Origin of the sequence: Variovorax gracilis, from assembly GCF_030317115.1 — a bacterium.
Lineage (GTDB): Bacteria > Pseudomonadota > Gammaproteobacteria > Burkholderiales > Burkholderiaceae_C > Variovorax > Variovorax gracilis.
Map to the genome: position 1 here is coordinate 373,042 of NZ_JASZYF010000003.1, position 23,722 is coordinate 396,763.

Annotated in this window: 27 protein-coding genes and 1 riboswitch; of the genes, 10 read left to right on the forward strand and 17 right to left on the reverse strand. The window is 65.4% G+C overall.

What is annotated here, in order from left to right; translation table 11 throughout:
• The first annotated feature begins 63 nt into the window (after positions 1–63).
• A complete protein-coding gene (gene ybeY, locus QTH97_RS09705; protein WP_286567910.1) occupies positions 64–516 on the forward strand; it encodes an rRNA maturation RNase YbeY in 453 nt (150 codons plus the stop codon).
• A 12-nt stretch (positions 517–528) separates the two neighbouring features.
• Here ybeY and dtd read toward each other — a convergent pair whose 3' ends face one another.
• The gene (gene dtd / locus QTH97_RS09710) at positions 529–972 is read right to left on the reverse strand and encodes a D-aminoacyl-tRNA deacylase (protein ID WP_286567911.1); all 444 of its coding nucleotides are present in this window, start codon (positions 970–972) and stop codon (positions 529–531) included.
• Positions 969–1,889, reverse strand: a complete 921-nt coding sequence (locus tag QTH97_RS09715) for a cation diffusion facilitator family transporter (protein ID WP_286567912.1) — start codon at positions 1,887–1,889, stop codon at positions 969–971. Before QTH97_RS09715 ends, dtd begins: the two co-directional genes overlap by 4 nt.
• A 134-nt stretch (positions 1,890–2,023) precedes the next feature.
• Between QTH97_RS09715 and QTH97_RS09720 the strand changes: the two genes are divergently transcribed.
• On the forward strand, positions 2,024–2,518 hold the full coding sequence (locus tag QTH97_RS09720) for a FecR family protein (protein ID WP_286567913.1): 495 nt from the start codon (positions 2,024–2,026) through the stop codon (positions 2,516–2,518).
• Complete coding sequence (locus QTH97_RS09725) at positions 2,518–3,123, forward strand: OmpA family protein (RefSeq protein ID WP_286567969.1); 606 nt, start codon at positions 2,518–2,520, stop codon at positions 3,121–3,123. The genes QTH97_RS09720 and QTH97_RS09725 overlap by 1 nt, the downstream gene beginning before the upstream one ends.
• A 62-nt stretch (positions 3,124–3,185) precedes the next feature.
• On the opposite strand, the gene tyrS is transcribed toward QTH97_RS09725, so the two are convergent.
• A complete protein-coding gene (gene tyrS / locus QTH97_RS09730; RefSeq protein WP_286567914.1) occupies positions 3,186–4,418 on the reverse strand; it encodes a tyrosine--tRNA ligase in 1,233 nt (410 codons plus the stop codon).
• A gap of 159 nt (positions 4,419–4,577) precedes the next feature.
• Here tyrS and QTH97_RS09735 point away from each other — a divergent pair, with 159 nt between their 5' ends.
• Complete coding sequence (locus QTH97_RS09735; RefSeq protein WP_286567915.1) at positions 4,578–5,927, forward strand: M23 family metallopeptidase; 1,350 nt, start codon at positions 4,578–4,580, stop codon at positions 5,925–5,927.
• A 46-nt stretch (positions 5,928–5,973) separates the two neighbouring features.
• Positions 5,974–7,086, forward strand: coding sequence for an anhydro-N-acetylmuramic acid kinase (locus QTH97_RS09740; protein ID WP_286567916.1), 1,113 nt, complete (start codon positions 5,974–5,976; stop codon positions 7,084–7,086).
• A gap of 36 nt (positions 7,087–7,122) precedes the next feature.
• On the opposite strand, the gene mdtD is transcribed toward QTH97_RS09740, so the two are convergent.
• The 4 genes from mdtD to rplM form a co-directional block, all read right to left on the reverse strand.
• Positions 7,123–8,541, reverse strand: a complete 1,419-nt coding sequence (gene mdtD, locus QTH97_RS09745; RefSeq protein ID WP_286567917.1) for a multidrug transporter subunit MdtD — start codon at positions 8,539–8,541, stop codon at positions 7,123–7,125.
• 75 nt (positions 8,542–8,616) lie between these two features.
• Complete coding sequence (gene erpA, locus QTH97_RS09750; RefSeq protein ID WP_007827949.1) at positions 8,617–8,982, reverse strand: iron-sulfur cluster insertion protein ErpA; 366 nt, start codon at positions 8,980–8,982, stop codon at positions 8,617–8,619.
• Positions 8,983–9,098: 116 nt separating this feature from the next.
• Complete coding sequence (gene rpsI / locus QTH97_RS09755; RefSeq protein ID WP_093109516.1) at positions 9,099–9,491, reverse strand: 30S ribosomal protein S9; 393 nt, start codon at positions 9,489–9,491, stop codon at positions 9,099–9,101.
• Between the two features lie 12 nt (positions 9,492–9,503).
• Positions 9,504–9,935, reverse strand: a complete 432-nt coding sequence (gene rplM / locus QTH97_RS09760) for a 50S ribosomal protein L13 (protein WP_028249522.1) — start codon at positions 9,933–9,935, stop codon at positions 9,504–9,506.
• A 194-nt stretch (positions 9,936–10,129) separates the two neighbouring features.
• Here rplM and QTH97_RS09765 point away from each other — a divergent pair, with 194 nt between their 5' ends.
• Entirely contained in the window at positions 10,130–11,086 is a 957-nt protein-coding gene (locus QTH97_RS09765) for a 23S rRNA (adenine(2030)-N(6))-methyltransferase RlmJ (RefSeq protein WP_286567918.1), read from the forward strand.
• Positions 11,087–11,218: 132 nt separating this feature from the next.
• Here the strand turns inward: QTH97_RS09765 and QTH97_RS09770 are convergent, their stop codons facing one another.
• Genes QTH97_RS09770 through ahcY form a run of 4 tightly spaced genes read right to left on the reverse strand, consistent with a single transcriptional unit; the run spans position 11,219 to position 14,956 of the window.
• Complete coding sequence (locus tag QTH97_RS09770) at positions 11,219–11,896, reverse strand: septal ring lytic transglycosylase RlpA family protein (RefSeq protein WP_286567919.1); 678 nt, start codon at positions 11,894–11,896, stop codon at positions 11,219–11,221.
• Positions 11,893–12,726 carry a methylenetetrahydrofolate reductase [NAD(P)H] gene (metF, locus tag QTH97_RS09775; protein WP_286567920.1) on the reverse strand — a complete coding sequence of 278 codons (834 nt, stop codon included), beginning with the start codon at positions 12,724–12,726 and terminating at the stop codon, positions 11,893–11,895. The genes QTH97_RS09770 and metF overlap by 4 nt, the downstream gene beginning before the upstream one ends.
• Positions 12,704–13,501, reverse strand: a complete 798-nt coding sequence (locus QTH97_RS09780) for a TlyA family RNA methyltransferase (protein WP_286567921.1) — start codon at positions 13,499–13,501, stop codon at positions 12,704–12,706. The genes metF and QTH97_RS09780 overlap by 23 nt, the downstream gene beginning before the upstream one ends.
• Positions 13,502–13,519: 18 nt before the next feature.
• A complete protein-coding gene (gene ahcY / locus QTH97_RS09785) occupies positions 13,520–14,956 on the reverse strand; it encodes an adenosylhomocysteinase (RefSeq protein ID WP_286567922.1) in 1,437 nt (478 codons plus the stop codon).
• Between the two features lie 63 nt (positions 14,957–15,019).
• Positions 15,020–15,089: riboswitch (S-adenosyl-L-homocysteine riboswitch) on the reverse strand.
• A gap of 102 nt (positions 15,090–15,191) precedes the next feature.
• Here ahcY and QTH97_RS09790 point away from each other — a divergent pair.
• From QTH97_RS09790 to QTH97_RS09800, 3 genes are all read left to right on the forward strand, one after another.
• Complete coding sequence (locus QTH97_RS09790) at positions 15,192–15,839, forward strand: hypothetical protein (RefSeq protein WP_286567923.1); 648 nt, start codon at positions 15,192–15,194, stop codon at positions 15,837–15,839.
• Positions 15,840–15,940: 101 nt separating this feature from the next.
• The gene (locus QTH97_RS09795) at positions 15,941–17,569 is read left to right on the forward strand and encodes a peptide chain release factor 3 (RefSeq protein WP_286567924.1); all 1,629 of its coding nucleotides are present in this window, start codon (positions 15,941–15,943) and stop codon (positions 17,567–17,569) included.
• The gene (locus QTH97_RS09800) at positions 17,569–18,375 is read left to right on the forward strand and encodes an HAD-IIB family hydrolase (RefSeq protein WP_286567925.1); all 807 of its coding nucleotides are present in this window, start codon (positions 17,569–17,571) and stop codon (positions 18,373–18,375) included. The genes QTH97_RS09795 and QTH97_RS09800 overlap by 1 nt, the downstream gene beginning before the upstream one ends.
• Here the strand turns inward: QTH97_RS09800 and QTH97_RS09805 are convergent.
• Both QTH97_RS09805 and QTH97_RS09810 read right to left on the reverse strand, forming a co-directional pair.
• Complete coding sequence (locus tag QTH97_RS09805; RefSeq protein WP_286567926.1) at positions 18,362–19,195, reverse strand: DUF4399 domain-containing protein; 834 nt, start codon at positions 19,193–19,195, stop codon at positions 18,362–18,364. The two genes, QTH97_RS09800 and QTH97_RS09805, sit on opposite strands and share 14 nt — an antisense overlap.
• A gap of 89 nt (positions 19,196–19,284) precedes the next feature.
• Positions 19,285–19,503, reverse strand: coding sequence for a SlyX family protein (locus tag QTH97_RS09810; RefSeq protein ID WP_286567970.1), 219 nt, complete (start codon positions 19,501–19,503; stop codon positions 19,285–19,287).
• 46 nt (positions 19,504–19,549) lie between these two features.
• On the opposite strand from QTH97_RS09810, the gene QTH97_RS09815 reads away from it, so the two are divergent.
• Positions 19,550–20,395 (forward strand): GNAT family N-acetyltransferase, encoded by an 846-nt coding sequence (locus QTH97_RS09815; protein ID WP_286567927.1) that lies wholly within the window; start codon positions 19,550–19,552, stop codon positions 20,393–20,395.
• A gap of 137 nt (positions 20,396–20,532) precedes the next feature.
• Here the strand turns inward: QTH97_RS09815 and QTH97_RS09820 are convergent, their stop codons facing one another.
• The 4 genes from QTH97_RS09820 to QTH97_RS09835 form a co-directional block, all read right to left on the reverse strand.
• Complete coding sequence (locus QTH97_RS09820; RefSeq protein WP_286567971.1) at positions 20,533–21,270, reverse strand: amino acid ABC transporter ATP-binding protein; 738 nt, start codon at positions 21,268–21,270, stop codon at positions 20,533–20,535.
• 24 nt (positions 21,271–21,294) lie between these two features.
• On the reverse strand, positions 21,295–21,984 hold the full coding sequence (locus QTH97_RS09825; protein WP_286567928.1) for an amino acid ABC transporter permease: 690 nt from the start codon (positions 21,982–21,984) through the stop codon (positions 21,295–21,297).
• 1 nt (position 21,985) lies between these two features.
• Positions 21,986–22,717 carry an amino acid ABC transporter permease gene (locus QTH97_RS09830; protein ID WP_286567929.1) on the reverse strand — a complete coding sequence of 244 codons (732 nt, stop codon included), beginning with the start codon at positions 22,715–22,717 and terminating at the stop codon, positions 21,986–21,988.
• A gap of 87 nt (positions 22,718–22,804) precedes the next feature.
• The gene (locus tag QTH97_RS09835) at positions 22,805–23,701 is read right to left on the reverse strand and encodes an amino acid ABC transporter substrate-binding protein (protein ID WP_286567930.1); all 897 of its coding nucleotides are present in this window, start codon (positions 23,699–23,701) and stop codon (positions 22,805–22,807) included.
• Positions 23,702–23,722 lie beyond the last annotated feature (21 nt).

Sequence of the window (23,722 nt, forward strand, 5' to 3'; positions counted from 1 at the left end):
CAATCGCCTGCCGGCGGCCCGGCGGAGCAGGTTTCGCGGCATTTTCGGGCTTGGGAGCGTGAGATGGCGCTGGCTTCGTTGTCTCTGTCACTGCAGTTCGCGCGCTTCAAGGGGGTTGAGCGGCATCGGGCGGCACTTCCCCGTCACAGCGTCGTGCGCTGGATTCGCCATGCACTGGACGTCGACGGCGAACTGACCGTGCGCATCGTGGATGCCGAAGAGGGGCAGCAGCTCAATCGGGAATTTCGCGGGAAGGACTACGCGACCAATGTGCTCACCTTCGACTACGCGCAGGCGCCAGTCGTGATGGCAGACCTGGTTCTTTGCGGGCCGGTGGTTGCCATGGAAGCGAAAGAGCAACGCAAGACGCTGGCCGCGCATTACGCGCACCTGCTGGTGCACGGCACTTTGCATGCGCAGGGCTGGGATCATGAGACCGGCGAGGAAGACGCCGAGGCCATGGAGGCGCGCGAGATCGAGATTCTCTCGGGGCTCGGCATCCGCAACCCCTACTGAGCGCGAGATACCTCAGGCCGACATCTGCAGCGGGATGGTCACGGGGCCGTCGTTGACCAGATGCACCTGCATGTCCGCCGCGAATTCGCCCGTCGCCACCACCGGATGCGCGGCGCGCGCCTGGGACACGAAGTAGTCGTAGAGGCGCCGGCCTTCGTCGGGCGGCGCGGCCTGCGTGAAGCTGGGGCGGTTGCCTCCGCTCACGTCGGCCGCGAGCGTGAACTGGCTCACGACCAGGAGGCCACCGCCGATGTCCTGCACGCTTCGGTTCATCTTGCCGGCCTCGTCCGAGAAGATCCGGAGCTTCAGGATCTTCGCGAGCATGCGGTCGGCCAGCGCATCACTGTCGCCGCGCTCGGCGCACAAAAGCACAAGCAGGCCCGCATCGATGGCGCCGACGGCTTTGCCGGCGATGTCGACCCTTGCGCTGGCCACACGCTGGAGCAGTGCCTTCATGCCATGGGCTCCTTCTGGGTCGCGCGCGCTTCCATGCCCAGTGGCAGCAACTGGATGGTCACGCGCAGCCCGGGCACCGCATCCATCAGGTCCTGTTCGAGGCCGTCGCGCAAGCCGGCGGCGCGTTCGAGCGACCACGCGCCCGGCACGTGCATGTGCAGATCGGCAAAGCGCCGCTGGCCGGCACGGCGCGTGACAATGTCGTCGAATCGCAGCTGGGCGCCTTCCGGCACGCTGGCGGCGAAGCGCTCCAGCGTCGCGTCCAGTGCTTCGAGGGATTCGGGATCGAGCGCTTCGTCCATCAGGCCCTGCGACGAACGCCAGACCAGCTTCACGCCTTCGCGCACGATGTTCAACGCCACGCCGATGGCAAGCAGCGGGTCGAGCCAGAGCCAGCCGGTCAGGCCGACCGCCACGATGCCGATCACGACGGCTCCGGATGTCCAGACGTCGGTCAACAGATGACGCGCATCCGCCTCCAGCGCGATGGACCGATGGGCGCGGGCGGCGCGGAAGAGCACGAAAGCCAATGCGCCGTTGAAGCCCGAACTGAGGACGGACAACGCGAGGCCCCACCCGAGTTGTTCGAGCGGCTGCGGCGACAACAGGCGCGCCACCGACACCCACAGGATGGCAATGGCCGCACCGATGATCAAGATGCCCTCGAAACCCGAGGAGAAATATTCGGCCTTGTGGTGCCCGTAGGGATGATCTTCATCGGCCGGCCTCGCGGCGACCGTGACCATCGCCAATGCAAAGGTCGCGCTCGCGAGGTTCACGAACGATTCCATGGCGTCCGAGATCAGCCCCATTGAATTGGTGATATACCCGGCCGCGCCCTTGAGCACGATGGTGATCAGTGCGACCGCGATCGAGACGCGGAGCAACTGCTTGGGGCTCAGTGCGGCGAGATTCAAAATCAATTCAACGGGCGAAAGAGAGAAACGATTTCGAGCAAAGCTGAAAAATTGTGGCGAATTATCGAGGCACGATAGTGAATCTTCTCTCGCGTACTATCGCCTGACATCCCAAGACTATTGCGGAAGCGTTCGTGAATAAGCGTATTGCCATCACCCTGAGCGGCCTCTTTCTTGCCGCCAATACCTGTGCGTTGGCCCAGACAGCCCCGGCCGTGGCTTCGGAGACGGCGGCGACGAGCGAAGCGCGGGCCGGCACCTTGAAGTCCGTGCGCGGCGACGTTCGGTTGCTCAGCGCCGATGGTGCCGCGCGCGCCGCCGGGCCCGGCGACGCAGTCGCGCCCATCGACCGCATCGTGACCGGCGCCGACTCCGGCGCGAGCGTGGTGCTCCGCGACGGCACTTCGATGGTCGTGGGTCCATCGTCGCGGCTCGACCTCAAGCAGTTCCATTTCGATGCGACCACGCAAGATGGCGGCATGCTCGTATCGCTGCTGCGCGGGTCACTGCGGATGATCACCGGCCTGATCGGCAAGACCCACCCCGACGCCGTGCGGGTCGAGACGCAAACGGCGGTCATCGGTATTCGAGGGACGGATTTCATCGTGCAGGTGGACGGCCAGCCGTGATGCTTCGTCGCTTCTCCCAACCATCCATCCTGCTGTCGCTCACGCTGCTCACGGCCTGTTCCACACCCGGTACGCGTGTCGTGCTGCTGCCGCAGTCCGACGGCAAGCCATCGGCTGTGATGGTGAGCACCGAAGACGGCGCACAGACGCTTTCCGAACCCTACGAGCGCGCGACGGCCGCCGTCGGAACGCGAGGCGCACCCATCATCGACAAGGCCGACCCCGAAAGATTGAGGGCGGACAACAAGGCGCTGTTCGAACTGATGCCTCCACCGGCGAAGCGCTTCACTCTGTATTTCGAGGCGGGCGGCACCGTTCTCACACCTGAATCCCTGGCGGTGATGAGCGAGGCCCTGGCCGTCGCGCTCGCCCGCAGCGGCGGCGAGATCGTGGTCACCGGGCATACGGACACCGTCGGCGCCGTCGCAGGCAACGACGAGCTGTCGCACAGCCGGGCGCTGCTGGTTCGGCAACTTTTCGTGGCGCGCGACTTTCCGTCGACCCGCGTCGAAGCGGTCGGTCGCGGCGAACGCGAGCTGGCGATCCCGACAGCCGATGAAGTCAACGAGCCGCGGAATCGGCGGGTGACGATCGAAGTCCGATAGCTGCTGCGCCCCGGGCCTGCGCACTTCGTCTGGCCGCCTCCCCCTGCCGGGGTGGGGTCAGCTCAAGCCAGGGTGACTCGGGCGAACTTGCGTTTGCCGACCTGCACGACGTAACTGCCTGCCGGGAGTTTGAGTGCCTTGTCGCTGATCACCGTGGAATCGATGCGGACGCCGCCCCCGTCGATGAGGCGGTTGCCTTCGGAGGTCGACGCGGCCAAGCCGGCCTGCTTGAGCAGTTGGGCGATGCCGAGGGGCGCGCCGCTCAGGGCGACTTCCGGGATTTCGTCTGGCACGCCGCCCTTGCTGCGATGGATGAAATCCTGCTCGGCGGCTTCGGCTGCGGCCAGACTGTGGAAACGCGCCGTGATTTCCTTTGCCAGGGCGACCTTGGCGTCCTTCGGGTTGCGGCCAGCGTCGATCTCGGCCTTGAGGGCTGCGATCTCGGCCAGGGACTTGAAGCTCAGGAGCGTGTACCACCGCCACATCAGGGTGTCGGAGATAGACAGCACCTTGGCGAACATGGTGTTCGCGTCCTCGCTGATGCCGATGTAGTTGTTCTTGCTCTTCGACATCTTTTCGACGCCGTCGAGTCCCTCCAGGAGCGGCATAGTGAGTATGCACTGCGGCTCCTGGCCGTATTCCTGCTGGAGATGACGGCCGACCAGCAGGTTGAATTTCTGGTCGGTGCCGCCGAGTTCGAGGTCGGACTTGAGGGCGACCGAGTCGTAGCCCTGCATCAGCGGGTAGAGAAACTCATGCACCGAGATCGACTGACCGGCCTTGAAGCGCTTGCTGAAGTCGTCGCGCTCCATCATCCGCGCCACGGTGTACTTGGCCGCCAGCTGAATCATTCCGCGGGCGCCGAGCGGGTCGCTCCATTCCGAGTTGTAACGAATCTCGGTTTTCGAGGGGTCGAGCACCAGGCTGGCCTGCCGATAGTACGTTTGGGCATTGGCCTCTATTTGCTCGCGCGTCAGCGGAGGACGGGTGCTGTTGCGGCCCGACGGGTCGCCGATCGTGGTGGTGAAGTCGCCGATCAGGAAGATCACGGTGTGCCCGAGATCCTGCAGCTGGCGCATCTTGTTGAGCACCACCGTATGACCGATGTGAATGTCCGGCGCGGTCGGGTCCAGGCCCAACTTGATGCGCAGGGGCGTCCCGGTGGCCTCGGATCGCTGGAGCTTGCGCACCCATTCATCCTGGGGAAGCAACTCGTCGGTTCCACGGAGTGAAATTTCGAGAGCTCGTCCTACACCTTCGGACAGACTTGCGGATGTAACAAAACCGGGGTTCATTGGGCTTTTTGGCTGATTTTTCTATGGCCGAAGCTATACTCAGCCGGACTTTTCAAGCGCCGGATTCTAAGCGGCGCTGTATGTCCGCACCGTCCTGCCGCCCGTTCGACACGGCTTTCGCAGCACGGATCTGCTGAACCTGAGTTGGAATTTCTAAGTTTGATCAACGGCATTCTGGCCGCCGAGGAGCTGATTGCTTCGCGCGTGGCCCACACATTCCGGACGTATCCGAAGCAGATCACGGCGGCGATCGCCGCGGTGCTGCTGTCCGCGGGTGGCGGTGCCTTTGCAGTCGCCTCGCTCGGCCCCGATGCGGCCGACCTCCCCGTCAGGCAAGTGTTCGAAGCGGTCAAGCCGCTGTCGTTCGCCGAGCAGGTCGAAGCGCTTGACACCCACAGCTTCACGCTGTTCCGCAACGAAACCACCCGTTCGAGCGATACCGCCGAGGCGCTGTTGCGCCGTCTGGGTATTGCCGACCCGGCGGCGGCCGCTTTCGTGCGGTCCAACCCCGATGCGCGCACCGCCCTGCTCAGCCGACCCGGCCGCACCGTCACCGCCGAAGCCACGCAGGAAAATACGCTGCAAAAGCTGAGCGCACGCTGGATTCCCGACAGTGACGGCGCCTTCAAGCGCCTCGTGGTCGAGAAAAAGGGCAACGGGTTCATCGCCCGCACCGAATCCGATGCGCTGACGCCCGGCACCCGTCTCGCCAGCGGCGTCGTTCGCACCTCGCTTTTTGCGGCAACGGATGACGCGGGCATTCCCGATTCCGTGGCAAGCCAGTTGGCCGACGTGTTCTCCGGCGATGTGGACTTCCGCTCGCTGCGCAAGGGCGACCGCTTTGCCGTCGTCTACGAGACCTTTGACGCCGATGGCCAGTCGCTGCGCAGCGGCCGCGTGCTCTCGGCCGAATTCGAAAGCAATGGCAAGCTGCACCAGGCGCTGTGGTTCCAGGAACCCGGCCAGAAAGGCGGCTACTACCGCCCCAACGGTGACAGCCTGCGCCGCGCCTACCTGAGCTCGCCCGTCGAGTTCACTCGGGTATCGAGCGGCTTTGCCATGCGCCTGCATCCGATCCTCAACAGCTGGCGCCAGCACCACGGCATCGACTTCGCGGCGCCCACGGGTACGCCCGTACGCGCGGTCGGCGATGGCACGGTCGAGTTCGCGGGCACGCAAAGCGGTTACGGCAACATCGTGATCGTCAAGCACCGCAACAACCAGGAAACGGCGTATGCGCACCTGAGCCGCATCGACGTCAAGACCGGCCAGAGCATCAGCCAGAGCCAGACCCTCGGCGCCGTCGGTTCTTCCGGCTGGGCCACGGGCCCGCACCTTCACTTTGAGTTCCGGGTGAACGGCGAATACCACGATCCCTCGACCATCGCGCAACAGGAAGGCGGCGTTCCGATCACCGCGGCGGCACGTCCTGCGTTCGAACGCCTTGCCCTCGCGACGCGCGCCGAGTTGTCGGCCGCCTTCTCGGTGGTGCAAGCCAGCGCGGATTGAGCGACGGGCCCCGGCGGCCCGAGTGAGCACAGGACCTTCCCGAACCATGGCTGAACTCTTCATCGGCCTCATGTCGGGCACCTCGCTGGACGGCGTCGACGGCGTGTTGGCCGATTTCTCGGACGGGCGCATCGCCGTACAGGGCTTTGCGGCCGCACCGTTTCCGGTGAGCCTGCGCGCCGAGCTGATGGCGCTCAACTCCCCCGGCGGCGACAACGAACTGCACCGCGCCGCCCTGGCCGGCAACGGTCTGGCGCGGGTATATGCGCGCGTAGCGCAGCAGTTGTTGGCCGATGCCGGCATCCCCGGCGATACCGTGACCGCGATCGGCGCGCACGGACAGACGGTGCGCCACCGCCCGGGGGAATTCGACGAAGTCGGGTACACGCTGCAGATCAACAACCCCTCCCTGCTGGCCGAACTGACCGGCATTCCCGTGGTGGCGGACTTCCGCAGCCGCGATCTCGCAGCGGGCGGTCAGGGCGCTCCCCTGGTGCCGGGCTTCCACCGGGCGCTGTTCGCACGGGACGACGAGGCGGTGGCCGTTCTGAACATCGGCGGCATCTCCAATCTCAGCCTGCTGCCAGCCGGCAGCGGAACGGTGCTGGGCTTCGATTGCGGGCCCGGCAATGCGCTGATCGACCACTGGTGCCAGACGCACATCGGCCAGCCCTTCGATGCGGCCGGCCAATGGGCCGCCACCGGACAGGTGCTGCCCGAACTCCTGTCGCGGTTGCTGGGCGATGCGTATTTCGCCAAGGCGCCGCCCAAGAGCACCGGTCGCGACCTGTTCAACCCGAACTGGCTCGCCTCGCACATGGGCACGTCCAGCGCCAAGCCCGCCGATGTCCAGGCCACCTTGACGGAGCTGACCGCCCAGGTCTGCGCAACCCATCTGACGCGCTACGGAGCCGACAGCCGCTGGCTGATCGTCTGCGGCGGCGGCGCACTCAATCTCCATCTCTTGTCGCGCCTGCGCGCATTGCTGCCGTCCGTGGAAGTGGTCTCCTCCGCCGAACGCGGCTTGCCGCCGCAGGAAGTCGAAGCCGCTGCATTTGCATGGCTGGCGCGCAGCACCATGCTCGGCCAGGCGGGCAACCTCGCCAGCGTGACCGGCGCACGCGGCGCGCGCGTTCTTGGCGCCATTTATCCCGCTTGATTCGTCCCGCTCGATCGGCTCCATCGCCGATCCGCGTCATCCCTGACCCGACACCTCCGGCTGCGCCGGCTGGACCGCACGCGCCTCCGGCGGCAGATGCCAGAAGATCAGCGCCGAGGCCAGTGTGATGAGGCCCATGCTCGCGAAGGTCGCCTCGAACGCATGCAGCGTCTCCAGCGGCGTCTCGCTGCCGAAGATCCCCGTGTAGCCCGCAAGAACCGCGCTCGCCGCAGCCACGCCCAGGCTCATCGCGAGCATCTGCACCATCGACAGGAGGCTGTTGCCCGCGCTCGCCATGCTGCCGTCCAGGTCCTTCAGCGTGATCGTGTTCATGGCGGTGAACTGCAGCGAATTGACCGCGCCGAACACGAGCAACTGGACGATATGCAGCGCCACCAGCTGGTCAGGCGTGGTCAGGCCGAAGCTCGCCATCGTCAGCCCCACCAGCGCGGTGTTGACGACCAGCACCCGCCTGTAGCCGTACCGCTGGATCAGCGGCGTGGCGAAGCGCTTCATGGCCATGCCGGCCAGCGCGATCGGCAGCATCATGAGCCCCGCCTTCAGCGGCGAGTAGCCCATCGACACCTGGAGCAGCAGCGGAATCAGGAAAGGCATGCAGCCGCTGCCAAGCCGCGAGAAAAGATTGCCCAGCAGGCCGATGCTCAGGGTCGGGATGCCGAAAAGGGCCGGCTCGAAAAGCGGATAGGGACGGCGCACCGCGTGCAGCCAGTACGCCGTGATGCTGGCGAAGCCGAAGATCAGCAGCACGAGCACGCCGACCTGGCGCAATCCCAATCCGGAAACACCGTCGATGGCGAGCGAGATCGACACCATGCCGAACGCCAGCAACGCATAGCCGACCGCGTCGAAGCGGTGCAACAGATCCGCGCGCAAATCTGGCATGACTCGCAAGGTGACGAAGCACCCGACGAGGCCCACGGGCACGTTGATCAGGAAGATCCAGTGCCACGACGCGTACTGGACCAGCCACCCGCCGAGCGTTGGACCGAGCAGCGGCCCGATCAGCCCCGGAATCGCGACGAAGCTCATGGCCGCCAGGAACTCGGCTCGCGGCACGGTGCGAAGGAGTGCGAGGCGCCCGACGGGCAACAGAAGCGCGCCGCCCATCCCCTGGATGACGCGCGCCGCGACCAGTTGCCCGATGCCGCGCGACAGGGCACACAGGACCGAGCCGAGCACAAACAGCACGATGGCGGCGAAGAAGATCCGCCGCGTTCCGAAGCGATCCGCGATCCAGCCGGATGCTGGGATCAGCATCGCCATGGTGAGCGAATAGGCCACCACCACCGACTGCATGCGCAAGGGGCTCTCGCCCAGGCTGGCCGCCATGGCGGGCAACGCAGTATTGATGATCGTCGCGTCGAGCGTCTGCATGAAGAAGCCGATGGCAACCAGCCACAGCAGGCTCTCGCGCGGAGAACTCGATGAAGTCATGAACACGAAAACCGGCGTGCAGCAAAAAGCCGCCCGGAGGCGGCTTCTTGATAGAACGCGGAGACGCTCAGCACATCAGGCCGAGAAGCTCGATCCGCAGCCGCAGGTGCTGGTCGCGTTGGGATTCTTGATCACGAACTGGGCGCCTTGCAGGTCTTCCTTGTAGTCGATCTCGGCGCCGACCAGGTACTGGTAGCTCATGGCGTCGATCAGCAGGGACACGCCATTCTTGGTCATCGTGGTGTCGTCTTCGTTCGTGATTTCGTCGAAGGTGAAACCGTACTGGAAGCCGGAGCAGCCGCCACCTTGCACGAACACGCGCAGCTTGAGGTCAGGATTGCCTTCCTCGGCGATCAGGTCGGCGACCTTGGCTGCCGCGCTGTCCGTGAAGACGATGGGCTCGGGCATCTGGGTCTGGATGTTTTCTGCAACGGCGCTCATTAGGGGGACTCCTTTGGGGCCGAACGTGCGGCCGATCGATGAATGCTACTTCAAACAGCAAAAAACCGCCCGAAGGCGGCTTTTTGACAGTGCAAGCGATAAGCCCAATGGGGCGATCAGCGCTTGGAGAACTGCTTGCGGCGGCGTGCGGAGTGCAGACCGACCTTCTTGCGTTCGACTTCACGCGCATCGCGCGTCACGAAGCCAGCCTGGCTCAACACCGGCTTGAGCGTCGCGTCGTAGTCGATCAGAGCGCGGGTGATGCCGTGGCGCGTCGCGCCGGCCTGGCCCGATTCACCGCCACCCGCCACATTGACCATGATGTCGAAGGTTTCGACGTTGTTGGTCAAGAAAAGCGGTTGCTTGGCGATCATGATCGACGTTTCGCGGCCAAAGAAATCCTGGATGTCCTTGCCGTTGACCGTGATCTTGCCGGTGCCTTTTTTCAGAAACACGCGGGCGACGCTCGATTTGCGACGGCCGGTGCCGTTGTTCCATTCACCAATCATTCTCAAGGCTCCTTACAGTTCCAGCACTTTGGGCTGTTGGGCGGTATGCGGGTGCTCTGCGCCACCGTACACCTTGAGTTTCTTGATCATCGCGTAGCCGAGCGGACCCTTGGGCAGCATGCCCTTGACGGCCTTTTCCAGGGCGCGGCCCGGGTGCTTGGCTTGCATGTCGCGGAAGTTGGTGGCCGTGATGCCGCCCGGATAGCCCGAGTGGCGGTAGTACACCTTGTCAAGCGGCTTGGCGCCGGTGACGCGCAGCTGGGCTGCGTTGATGATGACGATGAAGTCACCGGTATCGACGTGAGGCGTGTAAATGGCCTTGTGTTTGCCGCGCAAACGGAGAGCAACTTCGCTGGCTACTCGTCCGAGGACCTTGTCGGTCGCGTCAATCACAAACCACTCGTGCGTCACGTCAGCGGGCTTGGCGCTGAACGTTTTGGTCATGAGTTTTCTCTTTGAAGAGGGTTTGGCGGGCCCTTTTCCACGGTCGGCGTTCCTCTGGCGGGAATCTCTTAGGTGGGGTCAATTCCTTCGCCGCGGGGCCACAAAAGCGCTGCGAAGCCCTCGATTATACGAAGAATCGGGCTCAAGAGGCAATCCAGCGCCGTTTCCGGGGGCCGGCGGTTACCATCGGGGCCATGTTCAGTTACCGCCACGCCTTCCACGCCGGCAACCACGCCGACGTGCTCAAGCACACGGTGCTGATTGCCACCCTCGACTACCTGCTCGAAAAAGACGCCGCCCTGACGGTAGTCGACACCCACGCGGGTGCCGGCCTCTACCGGCTCGACGGCGACTACGCCGGCACCAGCGGCGAAGCGGCGGACGGCGTGCTGCGCCTGCTGTCCGATCCCAAGCCCGCCCCGGCCGAAACCACGGCCAGCCCCGCCAGGGGATCGGCAAAAAAGACAGCGGAAAAGCCACCCGAGCCCCTTGCGGACGCCCTCTCGCGCTACCTCGAGGTCATCCGCGACTTCAATCCGAAGGGCGGCGCGCGCATCTATCCGGGCTCGCCCTTCATCGCCCACCACCTGCTGCGCGATCACGACAAGCTCAAGCTGTTCGAGCTGCACCCGACCGACGCCCGCACGCTCGACGCGAACATCGCACAACTCGAAGCAGGCCGCCAGATCAGCGTGCAGCGTGACGACGGGTTCGGCAGCGCTACCAAGTTCCTGCCGCCGCCATCGCGTCGCGCCCTCGTGCTGTGCGATCCGAGCTACGAGATCAAGAGCGACTACGCCCGCGTGCTGGATTTCGTCGCCGAGGCGCTCAAGCGTTTCGCGACCGGCACCTATGCCGTGTGGTATCCGATCATTCCGCGCCCGGAGGCGCACGACCTCCCTCGCCGCCTCAAGACCATGGCCACCAAGGCCGGCAAGCCATGGCTGCATGCCACGCTGACGGTCAAGTCGAGCAAGATCACCACCGACTCGACGGGCGCTACGCACCGCCCGGGCCTGCCCGCCAGCGGCATGTTCCTGATCAATCCGCCCTACACCCTCAAACCGCTGCTCGCAGCCGCCCTGCCGCAAATGGCCGACCGTCTCGGCCAAGACCGCAACGCCGCCTTCTCCCTGGACAGCGGTGGATAGACGCAACGCCGGCCGGCGCAGCCGCCGGTCGCTGGCGAAAGACCGCGGAATCGGCCTCTCCGGGCCACAAGTGCAGCCTCCTGCAGGGGCTGGCCGCACGCTGTGAGCAAGCAAGCCCGGGCGCGAGCAGCTTCATTTCTTGAGGGGTATCAGCTTGCGCGCGGGTTTGGCGTTGACCTTGAGCGTCGGCTCTGCCGCCGCTGCTGGCGCCTCAGCGGCTCCGATGACCGTTCCGCCGCAACGGTCCGTGTCCTTGTCCACGATATGCAGCGCAACCTGCTTGATGCCGAGCCCCAGCAGGCCGATCGACTCGGCGGCGGCGCGGCTCAGGTCGATGATCCGGCCCGCCGTGTAGGGGCCGCGATCATTGATCCGAACGAGCACTTCCCGCCCGTTCACGAGGCTGCGAACGCACACGCGCGTATTGAACGGCAGCGTCTTGTGGGCGGCCGTGAATTCAGTCATGTCGAAGCGCTCGCCGCTCGCCGTCTTGCGTTGATGGAACTGGATGCCGTACCAGGAAGCGCCCCCTCGCTCGAAGATCTCGCGCGGCCCGTCGTCGCCCGGCAGGCCGTCGTCCGGGGCATCCTCGCCTGTGCCGGACACCGCGAGGTCATAGCGCACGGACGGCACCTGGGAACGCGGCGGCGCGCCGGGCGGGACCGCCAACTGCTTGACGAGGGGACGCAGCCTGACCTGCGCCGCGCCCTCGGCGCCATCGCCCACCGATGGCTGCGTGGTACACGCTGCCAGCCATGCCACCGCGACGAGCGCGGACAAGCTGCCGGCGAGCCGCCTAACCAAACTCATGCACTCCAGCCGAGCCGCTGCAGCACGCCGAGCGTCGCCACCGACTGATTCATCGTGTAGAAGTGAAGCGCCGGCGCACCGCCGGCGCACAGGCGTTCGCACAGGTCGGTGACCACGTCGAGGCCGAAGGCCCTGATCGACGCGGTGTCGTCGCCGAAGCTCTGCAGCCGCAGGCGGACCCAGCGCGGGATCTCGGCACCGCATGCGTCGGAGAAGCGCATCAGTTGGGTCGAACTCGTGATCGGCATGATGCCCGGCACGATCGGAATGTCGAGACCCGTGGCGCGCGCCTCGTCGACGAAGCGGAAGTAGGCCTCGGGGCTGAAGAAATACTGCGTGATGGCCGAATCGGCACCGGCGCGCACCTTGGCGGCAAAGGCCTGCAAGTCGGCCTCGGGCGAGCGCGCCTGCGGATGCACTTCGGGATAGCAGGCCACCTCGATATGGAAATCGCGGCCGGTCTCCTGGCGGATGAAGCCGACAAGATCGCTGGCGTAAAGGAATTCGCCGCCGATCCCATAGCCGCTCGGCAGATCACCCCGCAACGCGACGAGGCGATCGACACCCATGGCCTTCAGTTCGGCGAGTTGTTCGCGCACCGTTGCCCTGGTCGCGCCGATGCACGAGAAGTGGCAGGCGGCGGCGACTCCTTCGCCCAGGATCTCGCGAACGGTGCCAAAGGTGCCGTCATGCGTCGAGCCCCCTGCGCCGTAGGTCACCGAGCAGAACTCGGGGACTTGCGCATAGAGCTGCTGCCGCACGGCACGCAGCTTGGACGCGCCTTCGGGCGTCTTGGGCGGAAAGAATTCAAAGCTGAGCGGTAGGCGCACGGCCGGCTCCTGGTTCGCCGTCCCCATGAACGGCATGAATGAAAAACTCGCGGTTGCCATCGCCACCCGCGATCGGGCTGTCGAGCCAGCGCTGCACACCCAGTCCGAGCGCCGCGCAGGCGTCACGCAGCCGCTGCTCGACGACCGCGTACAACGCGGGGTCGCGCACGATGCCGCCCTTGCCGACCTGCCCGGGCTGCAACTCGAACTGCGGCTTGACCAGCATCAGCAGGTCGCCGCCCGGCGCCAGCAAAGGCACCAGCGCCGGCAGCACCAGCGTGAGCGAAATGAACGAGAGATCGCCCACGATCAACCCGAAATCCAAGTCGTCCGGCGACTGGTCTGCCCAGGCATCGGGACTCAGCGTGCGGGCGTTGACGCCCTCGACGGCGGTCACGCGCGCATCGTCGCGCACGCGCTGATGCAACTGGCCGTGGCCCACGTCGACGCCGACCACGTGCTCGGCGCCCTGCTGCAGCAGGCAATCGGTAAAGCCGCCGGTCGACTGGCCCACGTCGAGGCATCGCCGCCCGCGCGGGTCGACCCCGACCGCGGCCAGCGCACCTTCGAGCTTGAGCCCGCCCCGCGAGACAAAGCGCGCCTCGGCAGCGTCGAGCAATTCCAGTTCGGCCGTTTCCGGCACCTCGTCGCGGTTCTTGTTGACCACGCGCCAGGCCGTTCCGTCGCGCCAACGCAAACCGCCGGCAATCAGCCGGACGGCTTGCGAGCGCGACGCAGCGAGGCCGCGTTCGACAAGCAATTGATCGGCGCGCAAGACGCTACGCCCGCGCCATCAGTAGCGGTAGGTGTCCGGCTTGTACGGGCCGTTCTTGTCCACGCCGATGTAGGCGGCCTGGGCGTCGGTCAGCTCGGTCAGCATGGCGCCGACCTTCTTCAGGTGCAGGCGAGCGACCTTCTCGTCGAGGTGCTTGGGCAGCACGTAGACCTTGCCGGCCTGGTAGGCATCGGGCTTGGTGAACAGCTCGATCTGGGCGATGGTCTGGTTCGCGAAGGAAGACGACATCACGAAGCTCGGATGGCCCGTGCCGCAGCCCAGGTTCACGAGACGGCCCTTGGCCAGCAGGATGATCTTCTTGCCGTCCGGGAAGGTGATGTGGTCGACCTGCGGCTTGATCTCTTCCCATTCGTACTTCTCGATCGAGGCGACCGCGATCTCGTTGTCGAAGTGACCGATGTTGCAGACGATGGCCTGGTCCTTCATCGCGGCCATGTGCTCGTGGCGGATGACATCGCGGTTGCCGGTGGTGGTCACGAAGATGTCGGCCTTGTCCGCGGCGTATTCCATGGTCACGACCTTGTAGCCTTCCATCGCGGCCTGCAGGGCATTGATGGGGTCGATCTCGGTGACCCACACCTGGGCGCTCAGTGCGCGCAGGGCCTGGGCCGAGCCCTTGCCCACGTCGCCGTAGCCGGCCACGCACGCGACCTTGCCGGCGATCATGACGTCGGTGGCGCGCTTGATGCCATCCACCAGCGATTCGCGGCAGCCGTACAGGTTGTCGAACTTGCTCTTGGTGACCGAGTCGTTGACGTTGATGGCGCGGAACAGCAGCGTTCCCTTGGCGCTCATTTCGTTCAGGCGGTGCACGCCGGTGGTGGTTTCTTCGGTCACGCCGATGATCTCGGCCGACTTGCGGGTGTACCAGGTCGCGTCGACGGCCAGCTTGGCCTTGATCGCGGCGTACAGGATGCGCTCTTCATCGCTGGTCGGGTTGGCGAGGACGCTCTGGTCCTTCTCGGCGCGCTGCCCCAGGTGCATCAGCAGCGTGGCATCGCCGCCGTCGTCCAGGATCATGTTCGGGCCTTCGCCGGCCGAGCCCTTGGCGCCGAAGTCGAAGATGCGGTGGGTGTAGTCCCAGTAGTCTTCCAGCGACTCGCCCTTGATTGCGAACACGGGCGTTCCGGCCGCGGCGATGGCGGCGGCAGCATGGTCCTGGGTCGAGAAGATGTTGCACGAGGCCCAGCGCACGGTGGCGCCCAGCGCCTGCAGCGTCTCGATCAGCACCGCCGTCTGGATCGTCATGTGCAGCGAGCCGGTGATGCGCGCGCCCTTGAGCGGCTGGCTCTTGGCGAATTCCTCGCGGATCGCCATCAGGCCGGGCATTTCGGTTTCGGCAATGCGGATTTCCTTGCGGCCCCAGGCGGCAAGGGTCAGGTCGGCGATGGCCTGGTCGGCGGTGGAAACGGGGGATTTGAGAACAGCGCTCATGTTGGCTCCAAAGCAAGTTTGAAAGATGCCACTGCGTTCGGGGAAGGGACTCACCGCGAGAACAGCGGGTGAGCGTGGTTGCGATGGTGGTCCGAGCCTCACGCCTGTCGGCGCTGCAACGCTCCTCGGAACCCCGGATTTTAGCGCCGGACGGCATGCATGTCGCCAACAGCCTTTCTCCTCTCGCCCTAGACTGCAACGCTCACTCCAACACCGCCCGTCAAGGCGTTACGACATGTTCAAAGCCAGAGCCCTTGCCACATCCCTCGTGATCGCGTCGGCCGTCTTGCCGATGGCCGTCCCCGCGCAGACCCCGGCCGCCCCGGCGGCCCAGAACGTGCGCGTGCGCGGCGTCATCGTGCACGCCGATGCAAAGTCGCTGACCGTCAAGGACCGCAGCGGGGAAGTCGTCACCCTGGTGCGCCCCGCCGACATGCGCGTCATCGAGGTGCTCCCGGTGACCGTCGCGGCCATCAAGCCCAACAGCTTCGTCGGCGCCGGCTCGATGCCGCAGCCCGACGGCACCCAGCGCGCGGTCGAAGTCCTGGTGTTTCCCGAAGCCATGCGCGGCACCGGCGAGGGCTTCCGACCCTGGGACTACATGCCCAACGGCACGATGACCAACGCCACGGTCTCCGCACTGTCTGCGGCGCCGGCCTCGGTGCCGGGCGGCCAGAAGCTGGTGCTCAAGTACAAGGACGGCGAAAAGACGGTGATCGTCCCGCGCGGCACGCCGATCGTCACCTTCAAGCCCGGCAATGACGACCAGTCGGCGCTGGTGGTCCAGGGTGCGAAAGTCGTCGTCACCGCACAGCTCAAGGACGGCAGGCCCACCGCTTCGAGCCTGCTGGTCGGCCGCAACGGATTCACCCCGCCCATGTGAGCGAGAAGGTCGCGCGGCCCACTCGGAAGGGGCAAAACGCTAAAATCGTGGGTTTTGCCTCCAGCAGCCCGCGCCCGTGAGCGCGCACCGCGTTCACCCCCATGACATTCGCCTCCGAAACCCGCCGCCGCCGCACTTTCGCGATCATTTCCCACCCTGACGCAGGCAAGACCACGCTGACGGAAAAACTGCTCCTGTTCTCCGGCGCGATCCAGATCGCCGGCTCGGTCAAGGCGCGCAAGGCCTCGCGCCACGCGACTTCCGACTGGATGGAAATCGAAAAGCAGCGCGGCATCTCGGTCGCCTCCTCGGTGATGCAGATGGTCTACCGCGACCACGTCATCAACCTGCTCGACACGCCCGGCCACAAGGACTTCTCCGAAGACACCTACCGCGTGCTCACCGCGGTCGACTCCGCGCTCATGGTGATCGACGCGGCCAACGGTGTCGAAGCCCAGACGCGCCGCCTGATCGAGGTCTGCCGCCAGCGCGACACGCCGATCATCACCTTCGTCAACAAGATGGACCGCGAAGTGCGCGAGCCGCTCGAACTGCTCGACGAGATCGAGCGCGAGCTGGGCATGCCCTGCGTGCCGATGACCTGGCCCGTAGGCCAGGGCAAGACCTTCGGCGGCATCGTGAACCTGCGCACGCAGGCGATGACGGTCTTCGAATCGGGCAGTGAACGCCTGCCGCAGGATTTCGAGACCATTCCGCTCGCCGACAGCGACACGCTGCAGAAACGCTTCGGCCGTGAATTCGACACCGCGATGGAGAGCATGGAGCTCGCCACCGGCGCATCCCCGACGTGGGACCGCGAGGCATTCCTCGCCGGCAAGCAGACGCCCGTGTTCTTCGGCTCGGGCGTCAACAACTTCGGGGTGATGGAAGTGCTCGACGCGCTGGTCGACCTCGCCCCGCCGCCGCAGCCGCGCGTCAGCACCACGCTGGTCAACCGGCAGCCGGTGGTCAGGGAAATCCAGCCCGACGACAAGGACTTCGCTGGCGTGGTGTTCAAGGTGCAGGCCAACATGGACGCCAACCACCGCGACCGCATCGCCTTCGTGCGCATGGCCTCCGGCCGCTACACGCCGGGCATGAGGCTCAAGGTGCAGCGCACGGCCAAGGAACTGCGCCCGACCAGCGTGGTGACCTTCATGAGCCAGCGCCGCGAAGCGGTGGAGGAAGCCTATGCGGGCGATATCGTCGGCTTCACCACACACGGCGGCGTCCAACTGGGCGACACCATCACGGACGGTGCGTCGCTGCAATTTACCGGCCTGCCTTTCTTCGCGCCCGAGCTGTTCATGACGGTGATCCTCAAGAATCCGCTGCGCACCAAGCAATTGCAGCAGGGCCTGGCCCAGCTCGGCGAGGAAGGCGCGATCCAGGTGTTCCGGCCCGAGGTCGGCGGCCCGATGCTCCTCGGCGCGGTTGGCCAACTGCAATTCGAAGTCGTGCAGCATCGCCTGAAGACCGAGTACGACGCCGATGTGCGGCTCGAAGGCTGCCAGTACACCGGTGCGCGCTGGATCACCGCCGACACCCCGGCCGAGCTGCGTGCCTTCACGGATGCCTACCCCGCCCGCATGGCGCGCGATGCGGCCGAGACCCTGGCCTACCTCTGCACCTCGCCCTACGACGTGCGGCTGGCGCAGGAGCGCTTCCCGAAGATCCATTTCCATCCGCTGCGCGAGCACGCGGGCCTGGCACTTCACACGGCCGGCTGATGCTGCCGCTGACGAAGTGGCCGCTCGAGGCACGCCGTGAGTTGGTTGGCGTCTTCACCGACATCGACGACACCCTCACCACCGAGGGAGCCATCACGCCGGACGCATTGAAGGCGCTGGCCGACATCAAGGCGGCCGGCCTCCATAGCGTCGCGATCACCGGCCGCCCCGTGGGCTGGAGTGTGCCCTTCGCCAGCGCGTGGCCCCTGGATGCGATCGTCGCCGAGAACGGCGCGGTGGCGCTCGTGCCCTCGACCACGGGCCGGCTCGAAAAGCGCTACCAGCAGGACGCACAGACGCGCGCACGCAACTTCGGGCGCATGCAGGGCGTGCTGGATCGCATCGAGCGCGAGATCCCAGGGGCGCGACGGGCCACCGACTCCGCGGGCCGCGAGTGCGACATCGCGATCGACCACAGCGAGTTCACGCAGCTCGACGACGTGCGGATCGCCGCGGTGGTCGCGCTGATGCGGAGCGAAGGCATGCACGCCACCGTCAGCAGCATCCACATCAACGGCTGGTACGGCGACCACAACAAGCTGGCCGGTGCGCGCTGGATCGTCGGCGAGCTATGGGGCCGGCAGCTCGACGGGGAGATGCCGCGCTGGGCCTACGTGGGCGACTCGACCAACGACGCATTGATGTTCGAGCACTTCGAACACAGCATCGGCGTGGCGAACGTCCGCCGCTTCGAGTCCGCACTGTCGCACCTGCCGCGCTACGTTGCGCAAGCCGAACGCGGGGCTGGCTTCGCGGAAGTGACGGCGGCGGTGCTTGGCGCCCGCGCTGGCGTCAACGCACGCTGAACGCGACCGGCCTGGCCCGCGCGGTGATGGCGCCCGGGGCCGTGTTGCTCACCAGATCGAGACGCGCGCTGTAGTCGCCCTTCGGCGGATTGATCCACAGCTCGGTCTGCCCGCCGTCGAGTTCGATGATCTCGGGCTTCTGGCCTGCGCGTTCCAGGATGAGCCGGAAGTGCCCGGTGTCCGGCACCTTGGGCGCCGCGTGCGAGAGGTTGTAGCCGCTGGCATGCAGCTGCACCCGCAACGGCAACTGCACGGTCGTGCGATCGGCCGGGCTCAGGATTTCGATGCGCGGCTGTCCCAGCACGCTGGCCGCAGAGATGCCCTTGTTCTGCTTGCTGACCGTGAACTTCAGCGGTTTGCTGTAGACGAAATACGGGATGTGCCCCTGGTCGGCGAGCACGAGCCGCATCGTGTAGGTGCCCGGCGGCAGGTCGACCGCCGTTTCCATCTGGCCTTTGCCGAAGTGGATGTAGTGCTCGGTGAAAGGCAACGGCTTGGCGAAATCAAGCGGCAGCGGCTGGTTGATCAGCAGGTGATGGTGACCGGCCTTGCCGGCCGTCTTGCCGGCCGGCACGATGCCGCGCAGCGAGAGCCCGAAACGGGCGACGAATGGCGTTTCGAGCGTTACGCCATCCTTCAGATTGGTGAAGTACGCGTCCGGCGACCAGCTCGGTGGTGGCACCACCCAGGGGTGAACGACGAGTTCAGCGCCCTCCGCGCCAGGGGGGGCCTGCGCAAAGACTCCCTGGCTCAGCAGGGCCAGCCCTGCCGCGGCCAATCTCCATCCCGCCCAATTTCCGTGACGTGCACCAACGGTCATGCCTACTCCTCCAGATTTCGGAGGATTGTGTCATCAGACTTTGGTGTTACCCCGCAATTTCGGCCAGGCGCCCCGCCTCGGCACCCGCATCAGTAGTGCGGCGGCAACTCGTCGCGCAGGTTGCGCGGGCCACCCGGCCCCGCGTCGGCGCTCTGCTGCCGTAGCTGGGCGACCTGAAGGACGAGGCTGTCGATCTGCTGCTGTTGCCGGTAGATGGTCATGTTCAGCTGGTCCAGCAGGTCTTCGGTGAAGCTGGTCTTGATTTCCAGATCGTTCAGGCGGTGTTCGACATCGTGCGCGTTTTCCATGCCGCTATTGGACAGGAATCCGCCGCGCGGAGTGAGAATGCCGCGCATGGACTTCACCATCCGCACCCTGCGCCGCGAGGAGATGCCCTGGGTCATCGACATGGCGGCGCACGAAGGCTGGAATCCCGGACTGCGCGATGCCGAGTGCTTCCATGCGGCCGACCCCGGCGGCTTTCTCGTCGCCGAGCACCTGGGCGAGGCACTCGGCTGCATCGGCGCCGTCTCGTACGCGGGGCGCTTCGGCTTCATCGGCCTCTACATCGTCAAGCCGGCTTGGCGCGGGAAAGGTATCGGCATCAGGCTCTGGCACGAAGGCATGGCCCGGCTGGCGGGCCATGTCGTCGGGCTCGACGGCGTGCCGGCCCAACAGGACAACTACCGCCGCAGCGGCTTCGAACTGGCCTGGAACAACGTCCGCTTCGCCGGCGTCGCACAGGGTGGCGGCATCGCCGCGACCCATCAGATCTTTCCGCTCAGCGCCATCGACTTTGCATCGTTGTGCGCCGACGACCTCCGCGTGTTTCCCGCGCCGCGAGATGCCTTCCTGCGAAGCTGGACCGCGATGCCGGACGCGACTGGCCTCGCGTGGCTGCACCAGGGTCGGCTCGAGGGATGGGGACTCATCCGCCGATGCCGCGAGGGCCACAAGATCGGTCCGCTCGTGGCGGAGGATCTTCCGGTCGCGACGGCCCTCTACACCGCCCTGAGCGCCAGCGTCCCCGCTGGCGACGCCATCTACCTCGACGTACCGCAGTCCAATCCCGGCGCCGTCGCCCTGGCGAAAAAAATGGGCATGCGCCCTGTCTTCGAAACCGCACGCATGTACCTCGGCGCGCCGCCGGATTGCGAGCTGAACCGCATCTACGGCATCACCACCTTCGAGCTAGGCTAGCCGCCTCCCCGCCAGAAAGAAAAGCCCCGCACTGCGGGGCTTTTCAGTTCGGGAGGTGCCGCAGATCCGGCTCCGCCGGTCCGCAGGCGCCGCCCCCGGCCGGGGGGCAGGCGCGCGCGCGCAGCCTGGGGGCGCGCCTAGTGCGCCAGGATCTTGTTGAGGAAGTCCTTGGTTCGCGCCTGCCGGTTCTCCGGATGGCTGAAGAACTCCTCCTTCGAGCAATCCTCCAGGATGCGCCCGCCCACGTCGATGAAGATCACGCGATTCGCCACCTTGCGAGCGAAGCCCATTTCGTGCGTGACCACCATCATGGTCATGCCTTCCTTGGCCAGCGCCACCATCACGTCGAGCACTTCGCCGACCATCTCGGGGTCGAGCGCCGATGTGGGCTCGTCGAACAGCATCACCATCGGGTCCATGCTCAGCGCGCGGGCGATCGCCACGCGCTGCTGCTGGCCACCGGAGAGCTGACCGGGGAATTTGTCCTTGTGCGCCATCAGGCCCACGCGGTCGAGCATCTTCAGGCCGCGCGTCTTGGCCTCGTCGGGGCTGCGGCCCAACACCTTGATCTGCGCGATCGTCAGGTTCTCGGTGACCGACAGATGCGGGAAGAGTTCGAAGTGCTGGAACACCATGCCCACCTTCGAGCGCAGCTTCGGCAGGTTGGTCTTGGGGTCGTGCAGCGGAATGCCGTTGACCGTGATCTCGCCTTTCTGGAAAGGCTCCAGCGCATTCACCGTCTTGATGAGCGTGGACTTGCCGGAACCCGAAGGTCCGCACACCACCACCACGTCGCCCTTGGAGATGCTGACGGAGCAGTCGTTGAGCACCTGCACCGGGCCATACCACTTGGAAACGTTCTTGATTTCAATCATTTTGTCGGACATCTTTTCTCTCCTTCAGCGGATGATGGCGATCTTCTTGTGCAGCCGTTTCACGAGCCAGGACAAGGCGTAGCACATGATGAAGTAAACGACTGCGGCGAGCAGGTAGGCCTCGATCGGACGGCCGAAGTTCTTGCCGGCGGTCTCGAAGCCCTTGAGCATGTCGTAGGCACCGATGGCATAGACCAGCGAGGTGTCCTGGAACAGGATGATGGTCTGCGTAAGCAGCACCGGCAGCATGTTGCGGAAGGCCTGCGGCAGCACGACCAGCTTCATGTTCTGCCCATAGGTCATGCCCATGGCCTGGCCCGCATAGACCTGGCCGCGCGGGATCGACTGGATGCCCGCACGCATGATCTCGCTGAAATAGGCCGCCTCAAACGCGATGAAGGTGATCACCGCCGAGATTTCCGAACGGTAGTTCGCGCCCCAGCCACCGAAGAACGAGTAGAACGCCGCGGGGACCAGCAGGAAGAACCACAGGATCACCATCACCAGCGGAATGCTGCGCATGCCGTTGACGTAGATGGCGGCCGGCGCATCGAGCCACTTCTTGCCCGACAGCCGCATGAGCGCCAGGACCGTGCCGAAGAGCACGCCGCCGATTGTCGCGACGATGGTCAGCATGATGCTGAAGTAGAAGCCCTTCAGCACGAAGTTGCTGATGACTTGCCAGTTGTAGAAGGACAGGTCGAGATTCATCATGTCAGTGCCCTCCGCCGCCGCTGGCGGACACGATGAAGCCCGGCACGCGCGACTTCTTCTCGACGAAGGCCATCAGTCGGTTGATCGCGAAAGCCGAGATGACATACAGCGCCGTGACGGCCAGGTAGACCTCGATGCCGCGCGAGGTTTCTTCCTGCGCCTGCATGGCGAACATGGTGAGTTCGGTCACCGACACCGCAAAGGCCACCGACGAGTTCTTGAAGATGTTCATCGTCTCGCTCGTGAGCGGCGGGATGATGATGCGGTAGGCCATCGGCAGGATGACGTAGCGGTAGTACTGCGCCGTGGTGAAGCCCACCGCCATGCCGGCATAGCGCTGGCCCTTGGGCAGCGCCTGGATGCCGGAGCGCACCTGCTCCGCAATACGCGCCGAGGTGAAGAAGCCCAGCGCCAGCACCACCAGGATGAAGCTCGGCACGCCCTTCATCGCGGGAATCATCGCGGGAATGACGTGGTACCAGAGGAAGATCTGAACCAGCAGCGGGATGTTGCGGAACAGCTCGACCCACGCATTGCCGAGTCGGATCAGCCATGGGCTGTCAGGCAAGGTGCGGATGATCCCGACCAGCGAGCCGAGCACCAGCGCCACGATCAGCGCGAGCAGCGCGACCGACACCGTCCAGCCCCAGGCCGACATCATCCATTCGAAGTACGTGGGGTGCTTTCCCCCAGGGTCCTGCAAGAAGACCTGCCAATCCCAGTTCGATCCCATCGGGACTCTCCTATTCCTGCTTGTTGTTGGCGTTAAAACAAACGCCCGCCAGGGTTGGCGGGCGTTGCGCGGTGACCGGCGCTCGGATTACTTCTTGGCGTAGTCTTCCATCGGCTTGTCGTTGGGGTTCGCCCACGCGTTCTTGGTCGCGTCCGACAGCGGGAGGCCGACCTTCACGTTCGCCGGCGGGATGGGCTGCAGGAACCACTTGTCCCAGAGCTTGTTCAGCTCACCCGACTTGATCTGCGCCTTGATGCTGTCGTCGACCACCTTCTTGAAGGCCGGGTCGTCCTTGCGGATCATGATCGCGATCGGCTCGACGCTCAGCACTTCGCCGACGATCTTGTAGTCGGCGGGCGACTTCGACTTGGCGATGTTCGAGGCCAGGATGGAACCATCCATCACGAAGGCATCGGCGCGGCCGGATTCGAGCAGCAGGAAGCTGTCGGAGTGGTCCTTGCCGTAGAGCTCCTTGAAGTCGATGCCGCCGGCGCGTTCGTTCTTGCGCAGGGTCTGGACCGAGGTGGTGCCCGTGGTGGTCGCCACGGTCTTGCCGTTCAGGTCCTTGATCGAGTTGATGCCCGAGTTGGCCTTGGTCGCGATGCGCACTTCCTCGACGTAGGTCGTGACGGCGAAGGCGACGTCCTTCTGGCGTGCCGCGTTGTTGGTCGTCGAGCCGCACTCGATGTCGACGGTGCCGTTCTGCACGAGTGGAATGCGGTTCTGCGAGGTCACTGGCTGGTACTTGGTCTCGACCTTCTTGCCGACAGCCTTCTCGATGTCCTTGATGATGTTGGCGCAGATGTCGTAGTGGAAGCCGGTGTACTGGCCATTGCCCAGCGTGTACGACAGGCCGGACGACTCGCGAACGCCTTCGGTGATCGAGCCGGAAGCCTTGATCTTCGCCAAGGTGTCGTTGGCTTGCGCAACGGCGCCGCCCGCGGCGAGTGCCGAAATGGCCAATGCCAATACTTGCTTCTTCATAGGGGAAAACTCCTGTGTGCT